We start from the raw sequence: 17873 nt of genomic DNA, 5'->3' as shown, positions 1-17873 counted from the left end.
GAATGCAGGTGAGACTGCGGGTTCTTTTTGAGAGAGCAACGAATGACAACATTAAAAGCGATTATCCCGGTTGCTGGTTTGGGAATGAATTTATTACCGGTTACCAAGGCTATCCCGAAAGAGATGCTACCGTTGGTCGATCGTCCGGTGATTGAGAAGATTGTTAATGAGTGCGCCAATGCGGGTATCAAGGACATTGTATTGGTAACACATGCTTCCAAAAATGCGATCGAAAACCATTTTGATACCTCATTTGAGCTGGAATCCTTGTTGGAAGAGCGCGCCAAACGCCAGTTATTGGCAGAAGTTCAGGCTATTTGTCCCGCTGGTGTAACTATTATGAATGTTCGCCAGGGGCAAACGCTGGGACTTGGACATGCGGTCTCCTGTGCGCATCCCATTGTGGGCGATGCACCTTTTGTTGTTGTTTTGCCGGATGTGGTCATGGATGAAAGTTCGGCGGATCAATCCAAAGATAACCTGGCACAATTGATCTCTCGTTTTGAAGCTACCGGGCACAGTCAGGTGCTGGTAAAACACCGTCCTTATGAAGTATTGCCGGAATACTCCGTGGTGGAATGCGCACAGCCGTTAATCAACGCGGGTGATTCAGCGGTCATTACTTCCATGGTTGAAAAACCGAAGCTAACGCCTACTGAAGGTTCTGACCTTTCTGCTGTCGGACGCTATGTGCTGACGGCGGATGCATGGCCGATTTTGTCGCAGATTCTGCCGGGTGCCTGGGGACGTATTCAGTTGACTGACGCCATTGCCGAGTTGATCAAACATCAACCGGTTGATGCGGTGCAGATGACAGGCCATAATTTCAACTGCGGACGTAAACTGGGTTATGCGCAGGCTTTCGTCTCTTATGGATTACATAATCCAGAACTGGGTGCTGCGTTTAAAGAGAACATCAAGACACTGCTCGCCAGACATTCTGCCTAGTGACCAATCCTGTCTGAGCGGATGCTCAGGCAGGGTGTTATCCCCGTGTTATAGAACACCTCTTCCTATCAAACCAATTACTACCCACCCAGCGTTAGCTGAGTTACCATGTCTGTCTGCTTTTGAATTGCCTGTGTCGCATATATTCGCAACAGGTAGATTATCCTTCAGACAGGAGTTGCTTTAATGTCCAAACAGCAAATTGGCGTTGTCGGTATGGCGGTGATGGGGCGCAATCTGGCGCTTAACATTGAAAGCCGTGGTTATACCGTTTCCATCTTTAACCGTTCTGCAGATAAAACTGATGAGGTTGTAGCAGAAAATCCGGGTAAGAAACTGGTGCCTTACTACACCGTTGAGGAGTTTGTTGAATCCCTGGAAAAACCGCGTCGCATCCTGTTAATGGTTAAGGCTGGTGAAGCAACAGATAAAACCATCGATTCACTGAAACCGCACTTGGAGAAAGGTGACATCCTGATCGATGGTGGCAATACCTTCTATAAAGATACTATTCGTCGTAATCGTGAACTGTCTGCCGAAGGGTTCAACTTCATTGGTACCGGGGTTTCCGGCGGCGAAGAAGGCGCGCTAAAAGGGCCATCCATTATGCCTGGCGGACAGAAACACGCATATGAACTGGTGGCGCCGATTTTGGAGAAAATCGCCGCTCGTGCTGATGGTGAAGCCTGTGTCACCTACATTGGTGCTGATGGTGCCGGTCATTATGTCAAGATGGTACACAACGGTATTGAATATGGTGACATGCAGTTGATCGCTGAAGCCTACTCGCTGTTAAAACAGGCATTGAACCTGAATAATGACGATCTGGCTAAAACATTCTCGGAGTGGAACAAAGGTGAATTAAGCAGTTATTTGATTGAAATTACTGCTGATATCTTTACCAAAAAAGATGAGGATGGTAACTATCTGGTGGATGTGATTCTGGATGAAGCGGCAAACAAGGGAACCGGGAAATGGACCAGTCAGAGCTCACTGGATCTGGGAGAACCGTTGTCACTGATTACCGAGTCCGTGTTCGCGCGTTATCTGTCTTTCCTGAAATCTCAGCGGGTTGCAGCATCAAAAGTGCTAACCGGCCCGACAATCCAGCCATTCGCTGGTGATAAAACGGAATTTGTGGAGAAAGTACGTCGTGCGTTGTATCTGGGAAAGATCGTTTCTTATGCACAAGGTTTCTCTCAGCTGAAAGCAGCATCTGATGAAAACAGTTGGTCTTTGAATTACGGAGAAATCGCCAAGATTTTCCGCGCCGGTTGTATTATCCGTGCTCAATTCCTGCAAAAAATCACCGATGCCTACACCCAGAATGCCAATATTGCCAACCTGCTGCTGGCCCCTTACTTCAAGCAGATTGCTGATGACTATCAACAGGCGTTACGTGATGTTGTGGCTTACGCTGTTCAGCAGGGCATTCCGACCCCGACCTTCTCTGCGGCTATCGCCTATTATGACAGTTACCGCGCAGCGGTTCTGCCGGCTAACCTGATTCAGGCGCAGCGTGATTACTTTGGTGCTCATACATATAAGCGTACTGATAAAGATGGGGTATTCCATACCGAATGGTTGGAATAAACATGACGTCAGTTTTGATTAATTATTAGTGTCAGCGCGGTTTGAACGTCTGTTCAAACCGCGCTTTTTTCTATCCGTCGAGAGAATATCACTATTGCTGCCTGTGCTGGTGTTGTGTTCGTCAGTCAGAGTGGTGATAACTCACCGTTGGGAACGTTATCAGGTTTTTTGAGCAAAAACTGATGCACGTCTGGTCGTTACTGACTTGATTGGCGTCAGTTTTTTTTCGCCTGTTTTCTGGCGACAATCAGATTATCGTAAAGGAAACGGTCATTTTCCCATTGAGATATGTAAATAACATAACTTATTGTTAATACATTTTTTTTTAGGAATAAGATGCTTGTTTAACAGGTGCCCCCTTTCTATGATGCGGCCGAATAACGTGTATAACGAGGTAAAACATGAAGCGTTTATTAAAACTGATGGGTTTACTTATTCTGACGGTCGCCCTGAATGGGTGTATTTTCCCTCCTCCGGGTGGTGGTGGACATGGTGGGGGGCCTGGCGGAGGACCTGGTGGTTTTCATTTTCAACCGTCTAATGGCTAGTTTCCTGGTCATAGTTAAATCCCCTGATAGCAAACTACGTTATCTTCTCGACGGCACCCCAAAAGTCTGGTGTATTGCTTGATCATTAACAACGGCGTGGGTAAGTGTTGTCGCCGGGAAAACCGGTGGCTTCACCTGACCTTACGCCTTGTTGGCTTAACACCGGTGTCGTTCACCTGGCTCAGATGTGGGGGGCTCGGAAAGAGGCCGAACGTGGCGGCCGCCCCGTGTATCCCCGTTTCTTAATACGCTATCGGGGCGTTATTCTATCTAAGGTATACGCCGCATCGTGTTAATTGTTTTCTTTAACCAGTGCACAGGTAATATCCTGAATTTCTTCTGCCGATCCACGATTAGCATCCAGAATATCAAGACGATTGGCGAGCAGGATGGGGTCTCCGCTGGAGGTGAAGACAACAGCCAGACCATAATTGCCCATGCTGTCATCCTGTCTATGAACATATTGATATAACGTCTTAAAGGGATCTGATTGCGTTAAATCGGTTGTAGATAGTTTTATCGCCAGATATTTATGCCCTTGTAGTTCAACGCCCAGTGGTTGCCAGTGGGTTGAAATTGCTGTCGATTGTTCATGTAGCGTATGGTAAACCTCAGGTCGCAGACATGATATATGAATATGTAGCTGATTTTGAGAACGACCATATTGAGAATTAATGCTCAGTGACAAATATTCATTTTTTACCGGTTTACCGATTTCTTTGACAATATACCCACGGTAATTCCATGCGGCCGCGAAGAAGGAAGGCGTATTATTTTGTAAGAGCACCGGGCTTTCAATACCGGTAATTTTGGTGGAAGGTATCAGCAAATCATGGTAAGGCCCCCGAAGGTCTTTAAGTAAGGCGTATCCATCTTTCAGATCGACGTTTAAGCAAGGCGCAGGATTACCATTACTCTGCTGATTAGGAACACATTTCTGACTCACTATTTCCCAGAGTGCATTACTGTTTCCCCGTCCTAAAATAAACCATAGGACAAACAATAAAGAAATAATCACTATGGCGATGGCCCATAATAATTTTTTATACTTCATCCTGATCTCTCCTGGCAGAATGGAATGTAGCTAAAAGGAAGATAGACGAGAAATTGTATTTTTAGGAGATTATGGTGAATAACCAATGTCACCAATATGACATTCAAAATTAAATTGCGTTAAACGCATTCAGTGTCGCCTGTCGAACGCCAGTTACGCGTCTCTGTGCTCTGTCCTGCTGATGATCAAAAGTGAGCGATTTCAGGTTTCACGGGGTAATGTAATTACAATGGTGAGCCCCTTTCCTTGTGCAGAAACGGCATGAATGGTTCCAGAGTGAGCCGTAATGATGGCTGACGCAATGGATAATCCTAACCCACTGCCACCGGAATGCCGTCCCCGTGAATGCTCCGCGCGCCAGAAGCGATCGAATAGCATTGGCAGCGAGTCGCGATCAATGCCCTGACCGTGGTCGGAGAGACTGATTACCCACTGATGTTCCTGTTCGATGACGTGGATGCCCAGATATTTCCCCTCACTTGCATAGTTCAGTACGTTTTCTATCAGGATGGAAAACACCTGCCCCAATCGCTCAAGATCGGCTACGCAAAATTCAGTTTGCTCAATATGTTGCTGGATGCAGAAACCGGCGGCTTCCAGTTGTGGTCGATACCAGGAAAGTCTTTCTGAAATCACCTCCTCCAGATAGAAAGGTGTTTTAACCAGTATGAGTTGTCCCGCTCTGGCAAGGGAAAGAAAGTGAAGATCCTGAATCACATGGTTGAGCTGCTCAAGCTGTTTAATTACCATGGTTAGCTGGGCGTTTTGCAGTGGGAAAACACCATCGATCATGCCTTGTATTCTCCCCATGGCCGCATTGAGCGGTGTGCGGAGTTCATGCGCCAGGGCGGCACTGGACTCACGCAATTCACGTTCATAACGCTCCAGTTGTGTGGTCATTTGATTAAAATCATTAGCCAGCAGGGTGAGTTCCAGAGGGGCTTGCTCAACGATTTGTGTTCGGGTATCAAATTTACCCTGTGTCACCTCCCGCGCTGAACGGGCAATATACGAAAATTGCTGGGATAAAGGCCGAGCCCGCCATAAACCCAGTATTACAATGATTGGTAGCGCGATAAGCACCAGAATAGCCAATGCTCGCCAGTCACTGCCGGTGATGTTAGGGGAAGAAAACGCCTTGCCATAATACTGATCGGTTATCTGGTGATAACGGGGATTAGTGTAATCCTGGCGTGCGATTAGTGCCTTGAACTCCGCCCTGACCGTTTCTGGCATGTGCTGCGTAACATAGGCGTTCCACAAGGCAAAACGCAGCCACATGCAGGCCGCTATCACGATGATTGCGCCGATGGCGAGCGAGAGAATACGCAAGCACAACCATCGCCATAATGATGTTTTTTCTGACAAGCAAGCGAGTTTTTTCATCATTTCTCACCGAAACCGATAGCCCACGGCTCTAACAGTGACCAGAACGTTTACCATACTGTGGGCATTCAGTTTTTTTCTGAGATTATGGACATGGGTATCGACAACCCGTTCGAGTGCGTCACTTTCCGGCAGGCAGGCTCCGAGTAATTCACTGCGGGTAAATGCCCGGTTGGGTGCTCTCAATAGTGTGGCAAGAATATTGAATTCGGTCGGAGTAAGATCCAGCGTTATTGTTTCCGACGACGGTGGCGTAATTCGGGCGGTTACTGAGTCAAGATCGACCGACAAATTTTCGAAAGTCAGTACATCGTCTTTTGGCGCGCTATAGTTTACGCGCCGCAGTACCGCATGCACTCGGGCAACCACTTCTTGTGGATTGTAGGGTTTGACCACGTAATCATCGGCCCCGTAGCGCAGTGCGCCTATTCTTTCCGGTTCATCACCGATGGCGGTTACCATAATGACGGGAATATTACCGTGCTTGCGTAATGCGGACAGCACCTCTGAACCATTCATTTTGGGGAGCATGATATCAAGCAAGACCAGATCGGGTTTCCCGCTTAACGCCATGTCAAGACCACTCTGCCCGTCAGTGGCAATAGAAACCTGATAGCCGTCACGTCTCAGATAAGCCTCAAGTATGCTGGCTGAATCCCTGTCATCTTCAATAATCAGAACGCGCTTTTCCGTCATGTTTCACCTCTTGATGAAATCTTAAAGAACCACAAAACGTTTCTTGACTTAATACCCGCATAATCGCTGCCGACACAGGGTTATTGACGTAAAAAGCAATGCGGATCCTGATACGTCAAATTTTTCATGATGCGAGATTATCGCTCAAGACAAGGACATGGTGTGAAAATCAAAAAAATTATTCCGGCGATGATGCTGCCGGTTATCTGCCTGTTACCACTATCCTCTGCCTGTGCCGCAGATGCGTCGTCAGCCTTCTGGGGAGATCATACCGCAGTGACCGTCGGCATTGCCGCCAGGAACTCGCCACGTTATACCGGTTCAAGTCAGCGTCAGAACAGTGTATTGCCAATAGTGCAGATACAGCGAGGCGCGTTGTACGTTGATTCAACACGTGGCATTGGCTGGCAGTGGCAGTCTCCTGCGGGATTTTATCTTGATCATTCCATCGGGTATGACCCGGGACGGGCCGACAAAAATAATAACTGGCGACCCGGCGCGAACCGATTACGAGGCATGGGAAGCATCAACGGGGCCGTCACCACGACATTGATTGCAGGATATCAGTTCGCTCCGTGGCTCGCCGCGGAAGTAAGCGGTGAATTCGCTCTGAGTGAACGCGAGAGGGGGAATCAATATCGCGCCGGGCTGAAGAGTACTGTCTGGCAGTCTGTATCCACCGATGACACGGTTTCGCTGAGCGCTGATGCACTCTTTGGTGATTCCCGTTTCACCAACATCTATTACGGCGTCACGGAACAACAACATGCCCGATCGGGGTTGTCTGCTTATCATACGGGCCGCGGTGTTTATGGCTATGCGTTGGGAATTAACTGGGGGCATCAGTTCACAGCCCATTGGGCGACCAACGTGTCGCTGTCGTCTCTCTGGCTGAACAATAACGTGGCTAAAAGTCCAGTGGTGGAAAAGCGGAGTAATACCGAGGCAAACGTGGCTGTTCTGTATAGCTTTTAATGCAGACAAGTGGAATAGACCGCTATGACAATGATATATCGTGACTTACTTGTCTGTCTGACACGCATCGTGCAACCGGTTATCCGTACGCTTCTGCTCGTGTCCGGTGTGCTTCTTGCCGGCTGTCATGGTGCCGAAAATCCTTCTGCTACTCCCGTTCCGAGAGCGGTGAAAACGGTTATCGCTGAACCGCTTGATGGCGGTGAGCTTGTCACTCTGACCGGTGAAATTCGTCCACATATGGAAACTACACTGGGGTTTCGACTGGATGGCCGTATTCTCACACGCCTGGTTGATGTAGGCGCGGTCGTAAAAGCCGGTGACCTGATGGCGACACTCGATCCACGTGACAGCGAAAATCAGCTTCAAAGCGCACAAGCTAGCCTGCAAAGCGCGATATCGGCAGAGCGTCTGGCCGGGATCAACTTAAAGCGGATGAAAAAATTGGCACCGAGTGGCGCGATAGCACGGGTACAGCTTGATGAGGCCCAGTCTACCTGGGAAACCGCTGTCGCTCGCTGTGAGAGTGCACAGTCCACCCTTAAAGGGGCGAAGGAACGGCGTAGCTTTACGCAGCTGGTTGCACCGCAGGCGGGAGTCGTGACTTCCGTCAGCGGCAATCCCGGTCAGGTGGTTAGCGCCGGTCAGGAAGTGATCAAACTGGCGGCTCTTTCAGGGCGTGATGCGGTGTTTGATGTGTCTGAACAGCTGATTAACAGTGGTCTTACCAATCCGGTTGTTACGGTATCGCTGATCTCCGATCCCTCGGTCAAGGGGACGGGACATGTTCGTGATGTCAGCCCACAGGCTGATCCGGTTACCCGAACTTACCGGGTGCGCATCGCGCTGGACAATCCACCGGCGGCGCTGGTGTTCGGTGCTACCGTCCTCGGTTCGGTTCAACTGCCCGGTACCGCGAGCTTTCCGCTTCCGGCCTCTGCATTGAGCCGCCAAGGGGATCAGCCCGCCGTTTATGTGGTCAACCCGGCAACTCAATTGTTGCGTCTGCAGCCGATTAGCGTTGCCCGTTATAGCAAAACACAGATTTTTGTCTCTACAGGTCTGATGGTCGGCGATCGGGTGGTTACCGCCGGCGTAAGCAAACTGCGTCCAGATGAAAAAGTATTGCTGGATGAGGAATCACACTGATGTCTTCCGGTCCGCATTCGCCGATGAAAGGTCGGTTTAATCTTTCAGCCTGGGCACTGGCCCATCAACAACTGGTGGCGTTTTTGATGCTGGTGGTGATGGTCGCCGGCGTGATGAGTTATGAACGTCTGCCGCGTAATGAAGACCCGGCCTTTACGATCAAAACTGCCGTGGTGTCGGCAAACTGGCCGGGTGCCACGGTGAAAGACACGCTTAATTTTGTCACGGATACGCTGGAGAAGAAGTTACAGGAAACACCTTATCTTGATTATCTTGAGAGCTACACCCGTGCCGGAGAGACGGTGGTTTTCGTTAATCTGCGTGATGATGTGCCGCCAGCTTCGGTACCTGATATCTGGTACACCATCCGAAAAAAAATGACGGATGTTGCCGCGTCACTGCCTGAAGGTGTAAGCACACCCGCTGTCAATGACGAGTTTGGTGATACGTTTGGCACGATTTATGGCTTTACCGCTGACGGTTATTCATCGCGTGAATTACGCGATAAGGTCGACGATATCCGTACTGAACTGCTGACCCTTCCGGATATCGGCAAAATTGAGATGCTGGGTGTCGAGGAAGAGCAAATCGTCATCGCGTTTTCACCGCGCCAGCTGGCAGGGCTGGGATTGAGTCTCCAACAGGTGATTGACACACTCAAGGCGCAGAATGTCGTGACCCCGGCAGGCGTCATCCGCACCGGTAGTGACAAGGTTGCACTGCATGTCAGCGGGGCATTTGTTTCTGAACAGAGCTTGCGTCAGGTGACATTGCACGTCGGGGGGCGTTTTATTCCGTTGACCGATATTGCAACAATCACCCGTGAACCAGCAGAACCCCCAGTGCCAACGTTCCGTGTCAATGGTGAAAAAGCCATCGGGTTGGCCATTTCCATGGCACCGACTGGCAATATGCTCAATTTCGGTCAGGCGATCCGGGATCGCATGAAAACCATTGTTGCCCGGTTACCGCACGGGATTGAGGCCGTCAAGGTGGCGGATCAGTCGGTGGTGGTGAAAAACGCGGTGAACGGATTTATCCGGGTGTTGATGGAAGCTATCGGTATTGTCCTGGCGGTGTCTTTCGTCTCGCTTGGCAGCCGGGCAGGATTAGTGGTGGCCGCATCGATACCTGTTGTATTGGCGATGACGTTTACCGGTATGGAAATCGCTGGTATTGGGTTACAGCGTATTTCGCTTGGCGCGTTGATTATCGCTCTGGGGCTGTTGGTCGATGATGCCATGATTACTGTTGAAGCCATGGTATCCCGTTTGGAAGAGGGATGGAGTCTGCAACGGGCAGCAGCCTCGGCCTATGAAAGCACGGCGTTTCCGATGTTAACCGGAACGCTGGTGATGATTGCCGGTTTTATTCCGGTGGGGTTTGCGGCGTCCAGTGCCGGAGAATACTGTTTTTCGCTGTTCGTGGTCGTGCTGTTGGCATTGCTCAGCTCCTGGATTGTGGCGATTCTGTTTTCACCCTTGTTGGGTGTCTGGCTACTGCCCGCCAAATCGGTAATTCACCAGGCTGGCCGTGGTCGTTTGACCAACGGGTATGAAAGCCTACTGCGTTATGTCCTGAATCACCGGGCTCAAACCATACTGATTGCCATGGTTATGCTTCTTATTGCCGTGTTCGGCGCAACCCAGCTCGAAGGCGAGTTTTTCCCGGCGTCGGATCGTCCGGAATTATTGGTCAGTCTGACACTGCCGACAAACGCGTCTCAATCTGCAACCGCACGGCAGGCGTTGCGACTGGAGAAAATACTCAGTAATGATCCAGATGTGGATCACTTCTCAACCTACATCGGCTCGGGCGCAGTGCGTTTTTATCTGCCGATGGATGTGTTGCTGAGCCGTGAAAATATTGCTCAGTTGGTGGTGGTGGCCAAGAGTCTGAAAGCGCGTGATGTGTTACAAACACGGCTAGATCGAGTGATGGAAAGTGATTTCAGTAATCTGGTAACACGGGTGTCTCCGCTGGAGCTGGGGCCGCCGGTCGGCTGGCCGCTCAAATATCGGGTCAGCGGACCAGATGTCGAGCGGGTACGCGATATTGCTTTAAAGCTTGCCAGCCTGATTAGTAAGCATCCTGGCACCCGGGATATCAATCTGACGGCGGGTGAGCCGGAACGCACGGTAAACGTGGGGCTTAACCAAACCGAAGCGCGTGCAGTCGGTTTGAGTTCTCAGGAGGTTGCCAGTGAGTTAGCCGCTATTTTCTCCGGCACAACGCTGACTACCGTACGTGACGGTAACCGGTTGGTTGATGTTGTCATCCGGGGGAGACAGGATGAGCGGCAGGATGTGGCGACAGTGGCCAATCTGCAAATCCCCACTGCGGATGGGCATGTTGTGCCGCTCCGTCAGATAGCCTCGGTGACTTATGGTGTCGATGACCCGATTATCTGGCGTCGTCAGCGTGAGCCCTTTATTAGTGTGCAACTGGATGTGGCTCCGGGTCTGCGTGCTCAAACGGTTTCTGCCGGTCTGGCAGCGGCAATTGAGCACTACCGGGCCACATTGCCGACGGGATATCGCATTGAGGAAGGCGGGGTGGTTATCGAGTCTGACAAAGGCAATGGCTCGGTATATGCCGTTCTGCCGGTGACGGTGCTGGTTATGCTGATATTACTGATGATTCAGCTACAGCGTTTTTCCCGGATGATCCTGGCGTTTCTGACGGCGCCCTTCGGGCTGATTGGCGTGGTGGCCGCGATGTTTCCGACCGGTACGCCAATGGGATTCGTTGCTCTGTTGGGGGTGATTGCGCTGGCGGGGATGATTATCCGTAACGCAGTTATTCTGATCAGTGAAGTAGACCGCAATATCTGCCGTGGTGCGGCGGCGCAGACGGCCATTATTGAGGCTGCTCGTCACCGGTCACGACCTATTCTGCTCACCGCCTGTGCGGCAATTCTCGGTATGATCCCTATTGCGCATCAGGTGTTTTGGGGGCCGATGGCGTATGCCATTATTGGTGGATTGCTGGTGGCCACGATCTTTACGCTGACGGTATTACCGGCGGCGCTGAGTTTACTGATGCAATGGGAAGGGAAAAAATGACGTTATTGGCTGGTATTGGCCATTTGGCTCATTAATGTATACCCAGCAGCTTGCAATATGCAGGGAAACAGCGATAGCGCTGATGACCAGCGGTATTTTTACCATTGCGAAACACGCCATCTGCTGCGCTACAGGAAAGACAGATGATATCAATACTTGCCATCGAAACTGGCTCCAAAAGGTATGACTGGACAGCAATCAATATGTTGGCATCATCTCTGCTATTCAGGTGGGGCGATATTTACGTTAACTGTCGGCCAGATATACCATTTTGTCATTTAATTTGCTCTCTCCATCATGCCTCCACATATATCCAACTTAAACTCCATTTTCATTTTGCATAATGCGGCTCTTTCCAGAAAAACCGATGTTGAATGGATATGAAAATGTACTGGTGGCGATGCAATATTGGAGTGGTTTGTCTGGCGGCATTGATATTAGTTGGATGCGACGAGCCTGAGCAGAAACGCATAGATACGCCCAGACAGGTCTCAGTCATGGCACTGGTGGCGACCAAGGTGGATTTAACCAATGAATTGCCTGGTCGTGTGGCTGCGGTGCGTACGGCGGAAATCCGCGCTCAGGTGGGCGGGATCGTCCAGCACCGCCTGTTCGAACAGGGTGCTGAAATCAAAGCTGGCCAACCGCTGTTCCAGATTAACCCGGCCCCCTTTAAAGCTGATGTGGACATAGCGTCGGCTGCTTTGCAACGTGTCGAAGCCGCGTATGTACGCGCAAAAGTGCATGCTGGGCGTCTGCATCCTTTGGTAGCCACCAACGCCGTCAGCCATCAGGTATATGACGATGCGGTCGCGCAACGCGATCAGGCTGCCGCCGAGGTGGCAGAGGCCCGGGCCACTCTGGAGCGCAAACGTCTGGATTTGACATTCGCTACGGTGGATGCACCCATTTCAGGGCGTATCGATCAGGCGCTGGTCACTGAGGGCGCGCTGGTGGGGGCGTCCGACACCAATCCCATGGCCCGCATTCAGCAAATCGATCAAGTTTATGTTGATGTGAGGCAACCGGCGTCTACGTTGGAATCTTTGCGTGGCGTGTTCGCCGCAGCAAATACGGCTGACAGTCACGGCCTGCCGGTGGCCATTCTTCGCAATAATGGTGATGCTTATCCGGTTAACGGCCGCATCCTGTTCTCGGGCATTAATGTGGATGCCAGCACTGGCGACGTACTGCTACGCATTCTGGTGGATAACCCGCAAAGATTGCTATTGCCCGGCATGTTCGTGCGGGCCCGTGTGCCGCACGGGAGCTATGCCGAGGCGCTATTGGTGCCGCAGCAGGCGGTGGTGCGTAATGGGGAGGATGCCTGTATTTGGGTCGTAGACGAGAAGCGTCGGGCACATTTGGTATTAGTACGGCTCGGCGAGCTGGTGGGTCGCCAATACCTTATCCTTACAGGTTTGCATGCTGGTCAGAACATTGTGGTTGAAGGGATGGAGCGGTTGGCAGAGGGGGCCGAAGTGGCGTCTTCTCCATGGCTGACCCATGCCTCCGCGCCCACGCCGCAATCTGTTAAACCATAGAGAAATTTCGTGATGCCACAATTTTTTATTAACCGCCCGGTGTTTGCCTGGACAGTTGCGGCCTTCATCGTATTGTTTGGCCTGATCGCCATTCCCAGATTGCCGATCGAACGCTATCCCTCAGTGGCGCCTCCAACCGTCAACATTACTGCGTCCTATCCCGGGGCCACGCCGCAAACCTTGAATGACTCGGTGGTGAGCTTAATTGAGCGGGAACTGTCCAGCGTCAAAAATATGCTGTATTTCGAGTCGTCCACCGATACTTCCGGTTTTGCGCAAATTACGGTAACTTTTAGGCCGGGTACCAACCCCGATCTGGCTCAGGTGGACGTACAGAATCGCCTCAAGGCGATCGAACCACGTTTGCCGCAGGTGGTGCGGCAAAATGGCGTCGACGTCGAGTCGTCCAGCTCGGATTTTTTACTGATTGTTACTTTGACCTCCACAGACGGACACCTGGACGAGATTGCGTTGAGCGATTACATGTCGCGCAACATTATCGAAGAGCTTAGGCGCATCGATGGCGTGGGTCGTGTCCAGTTGTTTGGCGCCGAACGAGCAATGCGTATTTGGGTCGATCCGGCCAAACTGACCTCGTTTAACCTGTCCATGAACGATTTGTCCACTGCGATCAGTCAGCAGAATGCCCAGATTGCGCCGGGCCGGGTGGGTGATGCACCCGCGTTGCCTGGGCAGTGGGTGACCATTCCGCTGACGGTACAAGGGCAGTTGGAGACACCGGCGCAATTTGCAGCCATTGTGCTACGCGCCAATGCGGACGGCTCTAAAGTGGTGATGGGCGACGTGGCCAGGGTTGCTCTGGGTGCGCAATCTTATGGTTTTAGTACGCGCCTGAACGGTCAGCTGTCCACGGGTGCCGCGGTGCAGCTTTCACCAGGCGCCAACGCAGTGAGAACCTCTGACGCGGTGCGTACCAGGCTGGCGGAGCTGAGTAGGTCAATGCCGCGTGGCATGCATTACTCGATACCGTTTGACACCGCGCCGTTTGTAAAAGTCTCCATCGAGAAGGTTATCTACACGCTACTGGAAGCTATGGTACTGGTGTTTCTGGTGATGTATCTGTTTTTGCAAAATATCCGCTATACCTTGATCCCGGCCATTGTGGCACCTATCGCCTTGCTGGGCACTTTCGCGGTGATGCTGGCTGCCGGATTCTCGATTAATGTATTGACCATGTTTGGCATGGTGCTGGCTATCGGTATCATTGTGGACGATGCCATCGTAGTCGTGGAAAACGTTGAGCGGCTGATGGCCACCGAAAACCTATCGCCAAAAGAGGCGACTATAAAAGCGATGCGTGAAATCACCGGGGCGGTGATCGGCATTACTCTGGTGCTGACCGCGGTGTTTATCCCGATGGTGTTTGCCAGTGGCTCGGTGGGCGTGATCTATAAACAGTTTGCGTTATCAATGGCGGTTCCTATCCTGTTTTCAGCCTTCTTGGCGCTGAGCCTGACGCCAGCCCTATGTGCCACTCTGCTTAAGCCGGTGGTGTCGGCGCATCAACAAAAGCGCGGCTTCTTTGGCGGATTTAACCGGCGGTTCGACCGTTTGACACAAGGTTATGAAATGGGCGTATCCGCGCTGATGGTGCGTACTGGCCGGGTTATGATGGTCTTTGGCGCCATCGTGGTGGTATTGGTGCTGGCGTTCCGTCAATTGCCATCCGCCTTCCTACCTGAAGAGGATCAGGGCAATTTCATGACCTCGTTCCAGTTGCCAGCGGACGCGACGATGGAGCGCACACTTGATGTGGTCAAGGTTTTTGAGCGGTATGTGGCTAAGCGTCCCGGTGTGGAAGCGAATCTTTCCATCCTGGGCTTTGGATTCTCCGGTTCAGGTCCGAATACTGCGCTGGCATTTACCACGTTGAAAGACTGGGGTGACCGCCACGGCGCGACGGCGCAGGAGGAAGTCTGGCTAGCCCAGCAGGCTATGTCGCAGACAGCGGATGGCACCGTGATGAGTCTGATGCCTCCGGCTATTGACGGCCTGGGTACGGCATCGGGATTCGCATTGCGGCTGCAAGACCGCGCCAACCAGGGAAATGCCGCGCTGCTGGCCGCTCAAAGTCAGTTAATCCAACTGGCCGAGCAGAGCAAAAAGGTCACTGGTGTGTATCCTGATGGCCTGCCAGCTGGCACCAGCATCCGCCTGGATATCGACCGCACTAAAGCCCAGGCGTTAGGGGTATCGTTCACCAATATCAGCGAAATCCTGTCTGCGGCTATTGGATCGCTTTATGTTAACGATTTCCCCAATGCCGGACGCATGCAGCAGGTCATCATCCAGGCGGACGCACCGGCACGCATGCAGTTGGACGATGTGCTCAAGCTTTATGTGCGTAACGCGGCGGGTGGTATGGTGCCGTTGCGCGAGGTAGTCACGCCGGTGTGGGGCGAAATGCCGTTGCAACTGGTGCGATACCAGGGCTACCCCACAGCCAGGATATCGGGTAGCGCCGCGCCGGGGACGTCCAGCGGAGAAGCAATGATCGAGATGGAGCGTTTGGCCGCACAGTTGCCGCCGGGCTTTACGGTCGAATGGACCGGGCAGTCTTTGCAGGAACGGCAGTCGGCGACGCAGGCACCGATGCTGATGGTGCTGTCCATGCTAGTGGTATTTCTGGTGCTGGCAGCCCTATATGAAAGCTGGTCAATTCCTTTGTCGGTGATGCTGGTGGTGCCGCTGGGCCTGATCGGTGCGGTTGCAGCCGTATTGTTGCGTGGCCTGCCGGACGATGTGTTCTTTAAGATCGGCCTTATCACGGTTATTGGCCTGTCGGCCAAAAATGCCATTCTGATTGTGGAATTTGCCAAGCAACTGCGCGAGCAAGGTAAGGGGCTGGTGGAATCCGCAGTATTGGCGGCTCGACTGCGCTTGCGGCCGATCTTGATGACATCGCTGGCGTTTGGGCTGGGCGTGGTGCCGCTGATGGTTGCCATGGGCGCCAGCGCCGAAACCCAGCACGCTATCGGCACGGGCGTATTCGGCGGCATGGTCAGTGCGACGTTGCTGGCGGTATTTTTTGTTCCGATATTCTTTGTATTTGTCATGGGGCTACAGGCGCGTTTCGAGGCATGGCGCATCGATCGTCGGGCTAGGAAGAACGCCCATTCTCAGTTTAGAAAGGATTAAATAATGCCGTTTCTTGTTTTTCCTTTCATTCTGACACTTATTGTATGTTTCCTGACGTCCAAACTGGTTAAGCCTGTCACTTCGGTACTGGTAATGTTTCCCGTACCGAGCGGTTTGGCCAGTATAACCGACCAAACCGCTGACTCAGGCTGGCATAGGATGTTCGGCGATCTGCGATTGCCGCGGTTGACGGTATTTTCGTTGGTCAACAACCGGGATCTGCTTGATGCCGGGCGACAGTTGTATGCCATATGCCAGACGTTGCTGGATCTGCGCCGAAATGAAATTAGTAATGCGGTTACACTGTATAAAGCCTTGGCGAGTGGTTTAGTTAATGACTCATCCGTCGTAACCATCGATGCGGCAAATGCCCAAAATAGTATGGATTCTTTATGCTGATGAGTCTTGAATCAAAACAGGTTCCTATGGACCAGCCCAAACCGGAAGGTAATATTGACCCCGGTCCGTATTGGCGGATACGGTTTTGGGCTATTTTCAGTGGGCAAGCGCTGTCTCTGCTGGGCTCCGCCCTGACGCAGTTTGTGCTGTTGTGGTGGATAACGGATACCACCGGCAGTGTGTCCGCCCTGGCTACTGCCGGCATGGCGGCACTGCTACCCCAGGCCTTACTGAGTCCCTTGGGCGGTACGTTCGCCGATCGCTATAGTCGGCGTCTGCTGATGATCGGCGCTGATGTGATCAGCGCGTTGTGCATGCTGGTATTGATCGTGTTGTTTCTGACCCAGCGTATCGAGCTGTGGCACCTTTACACCATGATGTTTATCCGCAGCGCGATGCAAGCTTTTCAGGCCCCGGCGGCGGCAGCTAGCATGTCTATGCTGGTGCCGCATAGCTTCTTGTCGCGCGCAGCGGGACTCAATCAGACTCTGCAAGCCTTGACGCTGGTGGCGGCCGCTCCCCTTGGGGCGCTTGCCATCAGCGTGATGCCGCTGGGCTGGGCGCTAAGCATTGATGTCTCCACCGCGCTGCTTGGCATCGTGCCTTTGCTGATATTCAGCATTCCTCAGGCATGCGCCGGTATGAATGCCTCCAGCAGCATATGGCGCGAGTTCCGCGAAGGGCTGCAGTTGGTATGGTCAGACCCCGGCCTGCGTAGGCTCTATGGTTTACTAGGGATTGTCGTGCTGGTTACTATGCCGTCGTTTATGCTGGTGCCGCTGCTGGTGAAAGAATATTTCGCTGGTGGCGCACCTCAGGTAGCCCTCATGGAAGGGCTGGAGGGCATAGGCATGGTGCTCGGTGGCTTGGTGGTGGCGGCAAGTGCGCCACGGAGGAAAATGCCCTGGATTCTTTGGGGCTTTACTGCATCGTGTTTTTCTCTGGCGTTGACCGCTCTGGTACCGCCCACGCTTTTTGGGGTGGCGATTGCTTGGTGGGTGGTGAGCGGTTTCACCTTTATTCTCGGTGATGCGCCGCTCACCGCATTGTTACAGAGCACCATACCTAACCATTTGCAGGGGCGTGTGTTATCGCTGTTGAATACCGTGATGGGATTGGCGGCACCGATTGGGTTGGCGATCTCTACCCCGTTGGGTGAACTGATCGGCATTCGGTGGTTATTTGTGCTGATGGGCGTGCTTGGCGGCCTGGTGTGTCTGACCGGTTTTCTTTCTCCTAAATTACTTAAATTGGAGAAAATGCTTTAAAATCAATCAGTATACTTTCATTATGGCTGATTATGACTCTTGAGAAGATAGACTTTATTGAAGTGGAATTCTGAATTTGGTCACCTGGA

At 52.1% G+C, this 17873-nt stretch carries 13 protein-coding genes and 1 pseudogene; 10 read left to right on the top strand and 4 right to left on the bottom strand.

The annotated features are described in order from the left end of the window. The first annotated feature begins 42 nt into the window (after positions 1 to 42). From CWC46_RS17850 to CWC46_RS23020, 3 genes are all read left to right on the top strand, one after another. Positions 43 to 948 carry a sugar phosphate nucleotidyltransferase gene (locus tag CWC46_RS17850; protein ID WP_021015185.1) on the top strand — a complete coding sequence of 302 codons (906 nt, stop codon included), beginning with the start codon at positions 43 to 45 and terminating at the stop codon, positions 946 to 948. A gap of 186 nt (positions 949 to 1134) precedes the next feature. Then, positions 1135 to 2541, top strand: coding sequence for an NADP-dependent phosphogluconate dehydrogenase (gndA, locus tag CWC46_RS17845; RefSeq protein WP_021015186.1), 1407 nt, complete (start codon positions 1135 to 1137; stop codon positions 2539 to 2541). 401 nt (positions 2542 to 2942) lie between these two features. Further along, the gene (locus CWC46_RS23020; protein WP_021015187.1) at positions 2943 to 3089 is read left to right on the top strand and encodes a hypothetical protein; all 147 of its coding nucleotides are present in this window, start codon (positions 2943 to 2945) and stop codon (positions 3087 to 3089) included. 292 nt (positions 3090 to 3381) lie between these two features. Here the strand turns inward: CWC46_RS23020 and CWC46_RS17840 are convergent, their stop codons facing one another. From CWC46_RS17840 to CWC46_RS17830, 3 genes are all read right to left on the bottom strand, one after another. After that, positions 3382 to 4143, bottom strand: coding sequence for a CDP-diacylglycerol diphosphatase (locus CWC46_RS17840; protein ID WP_021015188.1), 762 nt, complete (start codon positions 4141 to 4143; stop codon positions 3382 to 3384). Between the two features lie 201 nt (positions 4144 to 4344). Further along, positions 4345 to 5529 carry a sensor histidine kinase gene (locus tag CWC46_RS17835; protein ID WP_021015189.1) on the bottom strand — a complete coding sequence of 395 codons (1185 nt, stop codon included), beginning with the start codon at positions 5527 to 5529 and terminating at the stop codon, positions 4345 to 4347. Between the two features lie 6 nt (positions 5530 to 5535). Further along, complete coding sequence (locus CWC46_RS17830; RefSeq protein WP_021015190.1) at positions 5536 to 6225, bottom strand: response regulator; 690 nt, start codon at positions 6223 to 6225, stop codon at positions 5536 to 5538. Between the two features lie 162 nt (positions 6226 to 6387). Between CWC46_RS17830 and CWC46_RS17825 the strand changes: the two genes are divergently transcribed. Genes CWC46_RS17825 through CWC46_RS17815 form a run of 3 tightly spaced genes read left to right on the top strand, consistent with a single transcriptional unit; the run spans position 6388 to position 11414 of the window. After that, the gene (locus CWC46_RS17825) at positions 6388 to 7200 is read left to right on the top strand and encodes a MipA/OmpV family protein (protein WP_021015191.1); all 813 of its coding nucleotides are present in this window, start codon (positions 6388 to 6390) and stop codon (positions 7198 to 7200) included. A 24-nt stretch (positions 7201 to 7224) separates the two neighbouring features. Further along, positions 7225 to 8349 (top strand): efflux RND transporter periplasmic adaptor subunit, encoded by a 1125-nt coding sequence (locus CWC46_RS17820; protein ID WP_021015192.1) that lies wholly within the window; start codon positions 7225 to 7227, stop codon positions 8347 to 8349. After that, positions 8349 to 11414 carry an efflux RND transporter permease subunit gene (locus tag CWC46_RS17815; RefSeq protein ID WP_021015193.1) on the top strand — a complete coding sequence of 1022 codons (3066 nt, stop codon included), beginning with the start codon at positions 8349 to 8351 and terminating at the stop codon, positions 11412 to 11414. Before CWC46_RS17820 ends, CWC46_RS17815 begins: the two co-directional genes overlap by 1 nt. 49 nt (positions 11415 to 11463) lie before the next feature. Here the strand turns inward: CWC46_RS17815 and CWC46_RS17810 are convergent. Continuing rightward, positions 11464 to 11577 (bottom strand): annotated as a pseudogene (locus CWC46_RS17810) (IS1 family transposase); the annotation flags it as partial. Between the two features lie 223 nt (positions 11578 to 11800). Between CWC46_RS17810 and CWC46_RS17805 the strand changes: the two are divergent. Genes CWC46_RS17805 through CWC46_RS17790 form a run of 4 tightly spaced genes read left to right on the top strand, consistent with a single transcriptional unit; the run spans position 11801 to position 17784 of the window. Further along, on the top strand, positions 11801 to 12958 hold the full coding sequence (locus CWC46_RS17805; RefSeq protein ID WP_021015195.1) for an efflux RND transporter periplasmic adaptor subunit: 1158 nt from the start codon (positions 11801 to 11803) through the stop codon (positions 12956 to 12958). Positions 12959 to 12970: 12 nt separating this feature from the next. After that, positions 12971 to 16117 carry an efflux RND transporter permease subunit gene (locus CWC46_RS17800; protein WP_021015196.1) on the top strand — a complete coding sequence of 1049 codons (3147 nt, stop codon included), beginning with the start codon at positions 12971 to 12973 and terminating at the stop codon, positions 16115 to 16117. 3 nt (positions 16118 to 16120) lie between these two features. After that, positions 16121 to 16516 (top strand): hypothetical protein, encoded by a 396-nt coding sequence (locus CWC46_RS17795; RefSeq protein ID WP_021015197.1) that lies wholly within the window; start codon positions 16121 to 16123, stop codon positions 16514 to 16516. Beyond that, positions 16516 to 17784: an MFS transporter gene (locus tag CWC46_RS17790; protein ID WP_084297631.1), complete on the top strand. Its 1269-nt coding sequence runs from the start codon at positions 16516 to 16518 to the stop codon at positions 17782 to 17784. Before CWC46_RS17795 ends, CWC46_RS17790 begins: the two co-directional genes overlap by 1 nt. Positions 17785 to 17873: the final 89 nt, after the last annotated feature.

Origin of the sequence: Prodigiosinella confusarubida (assembly GCF_002847015.1) — a bacterium.
Taxonomy (GTDB): domain Bacteria; phylum Pseudomonadota; class Gammaproteobacteria; order Enterobacterales; family Enterobacteriaceae; genus Prodigiosinella; species Prodigiosinella aquatilis.
The sequence above is the reverse complement of the archived record's forward strand: the minus strand, read 5'-3'. Positions and strand labels throughout refer to the sequence as shown.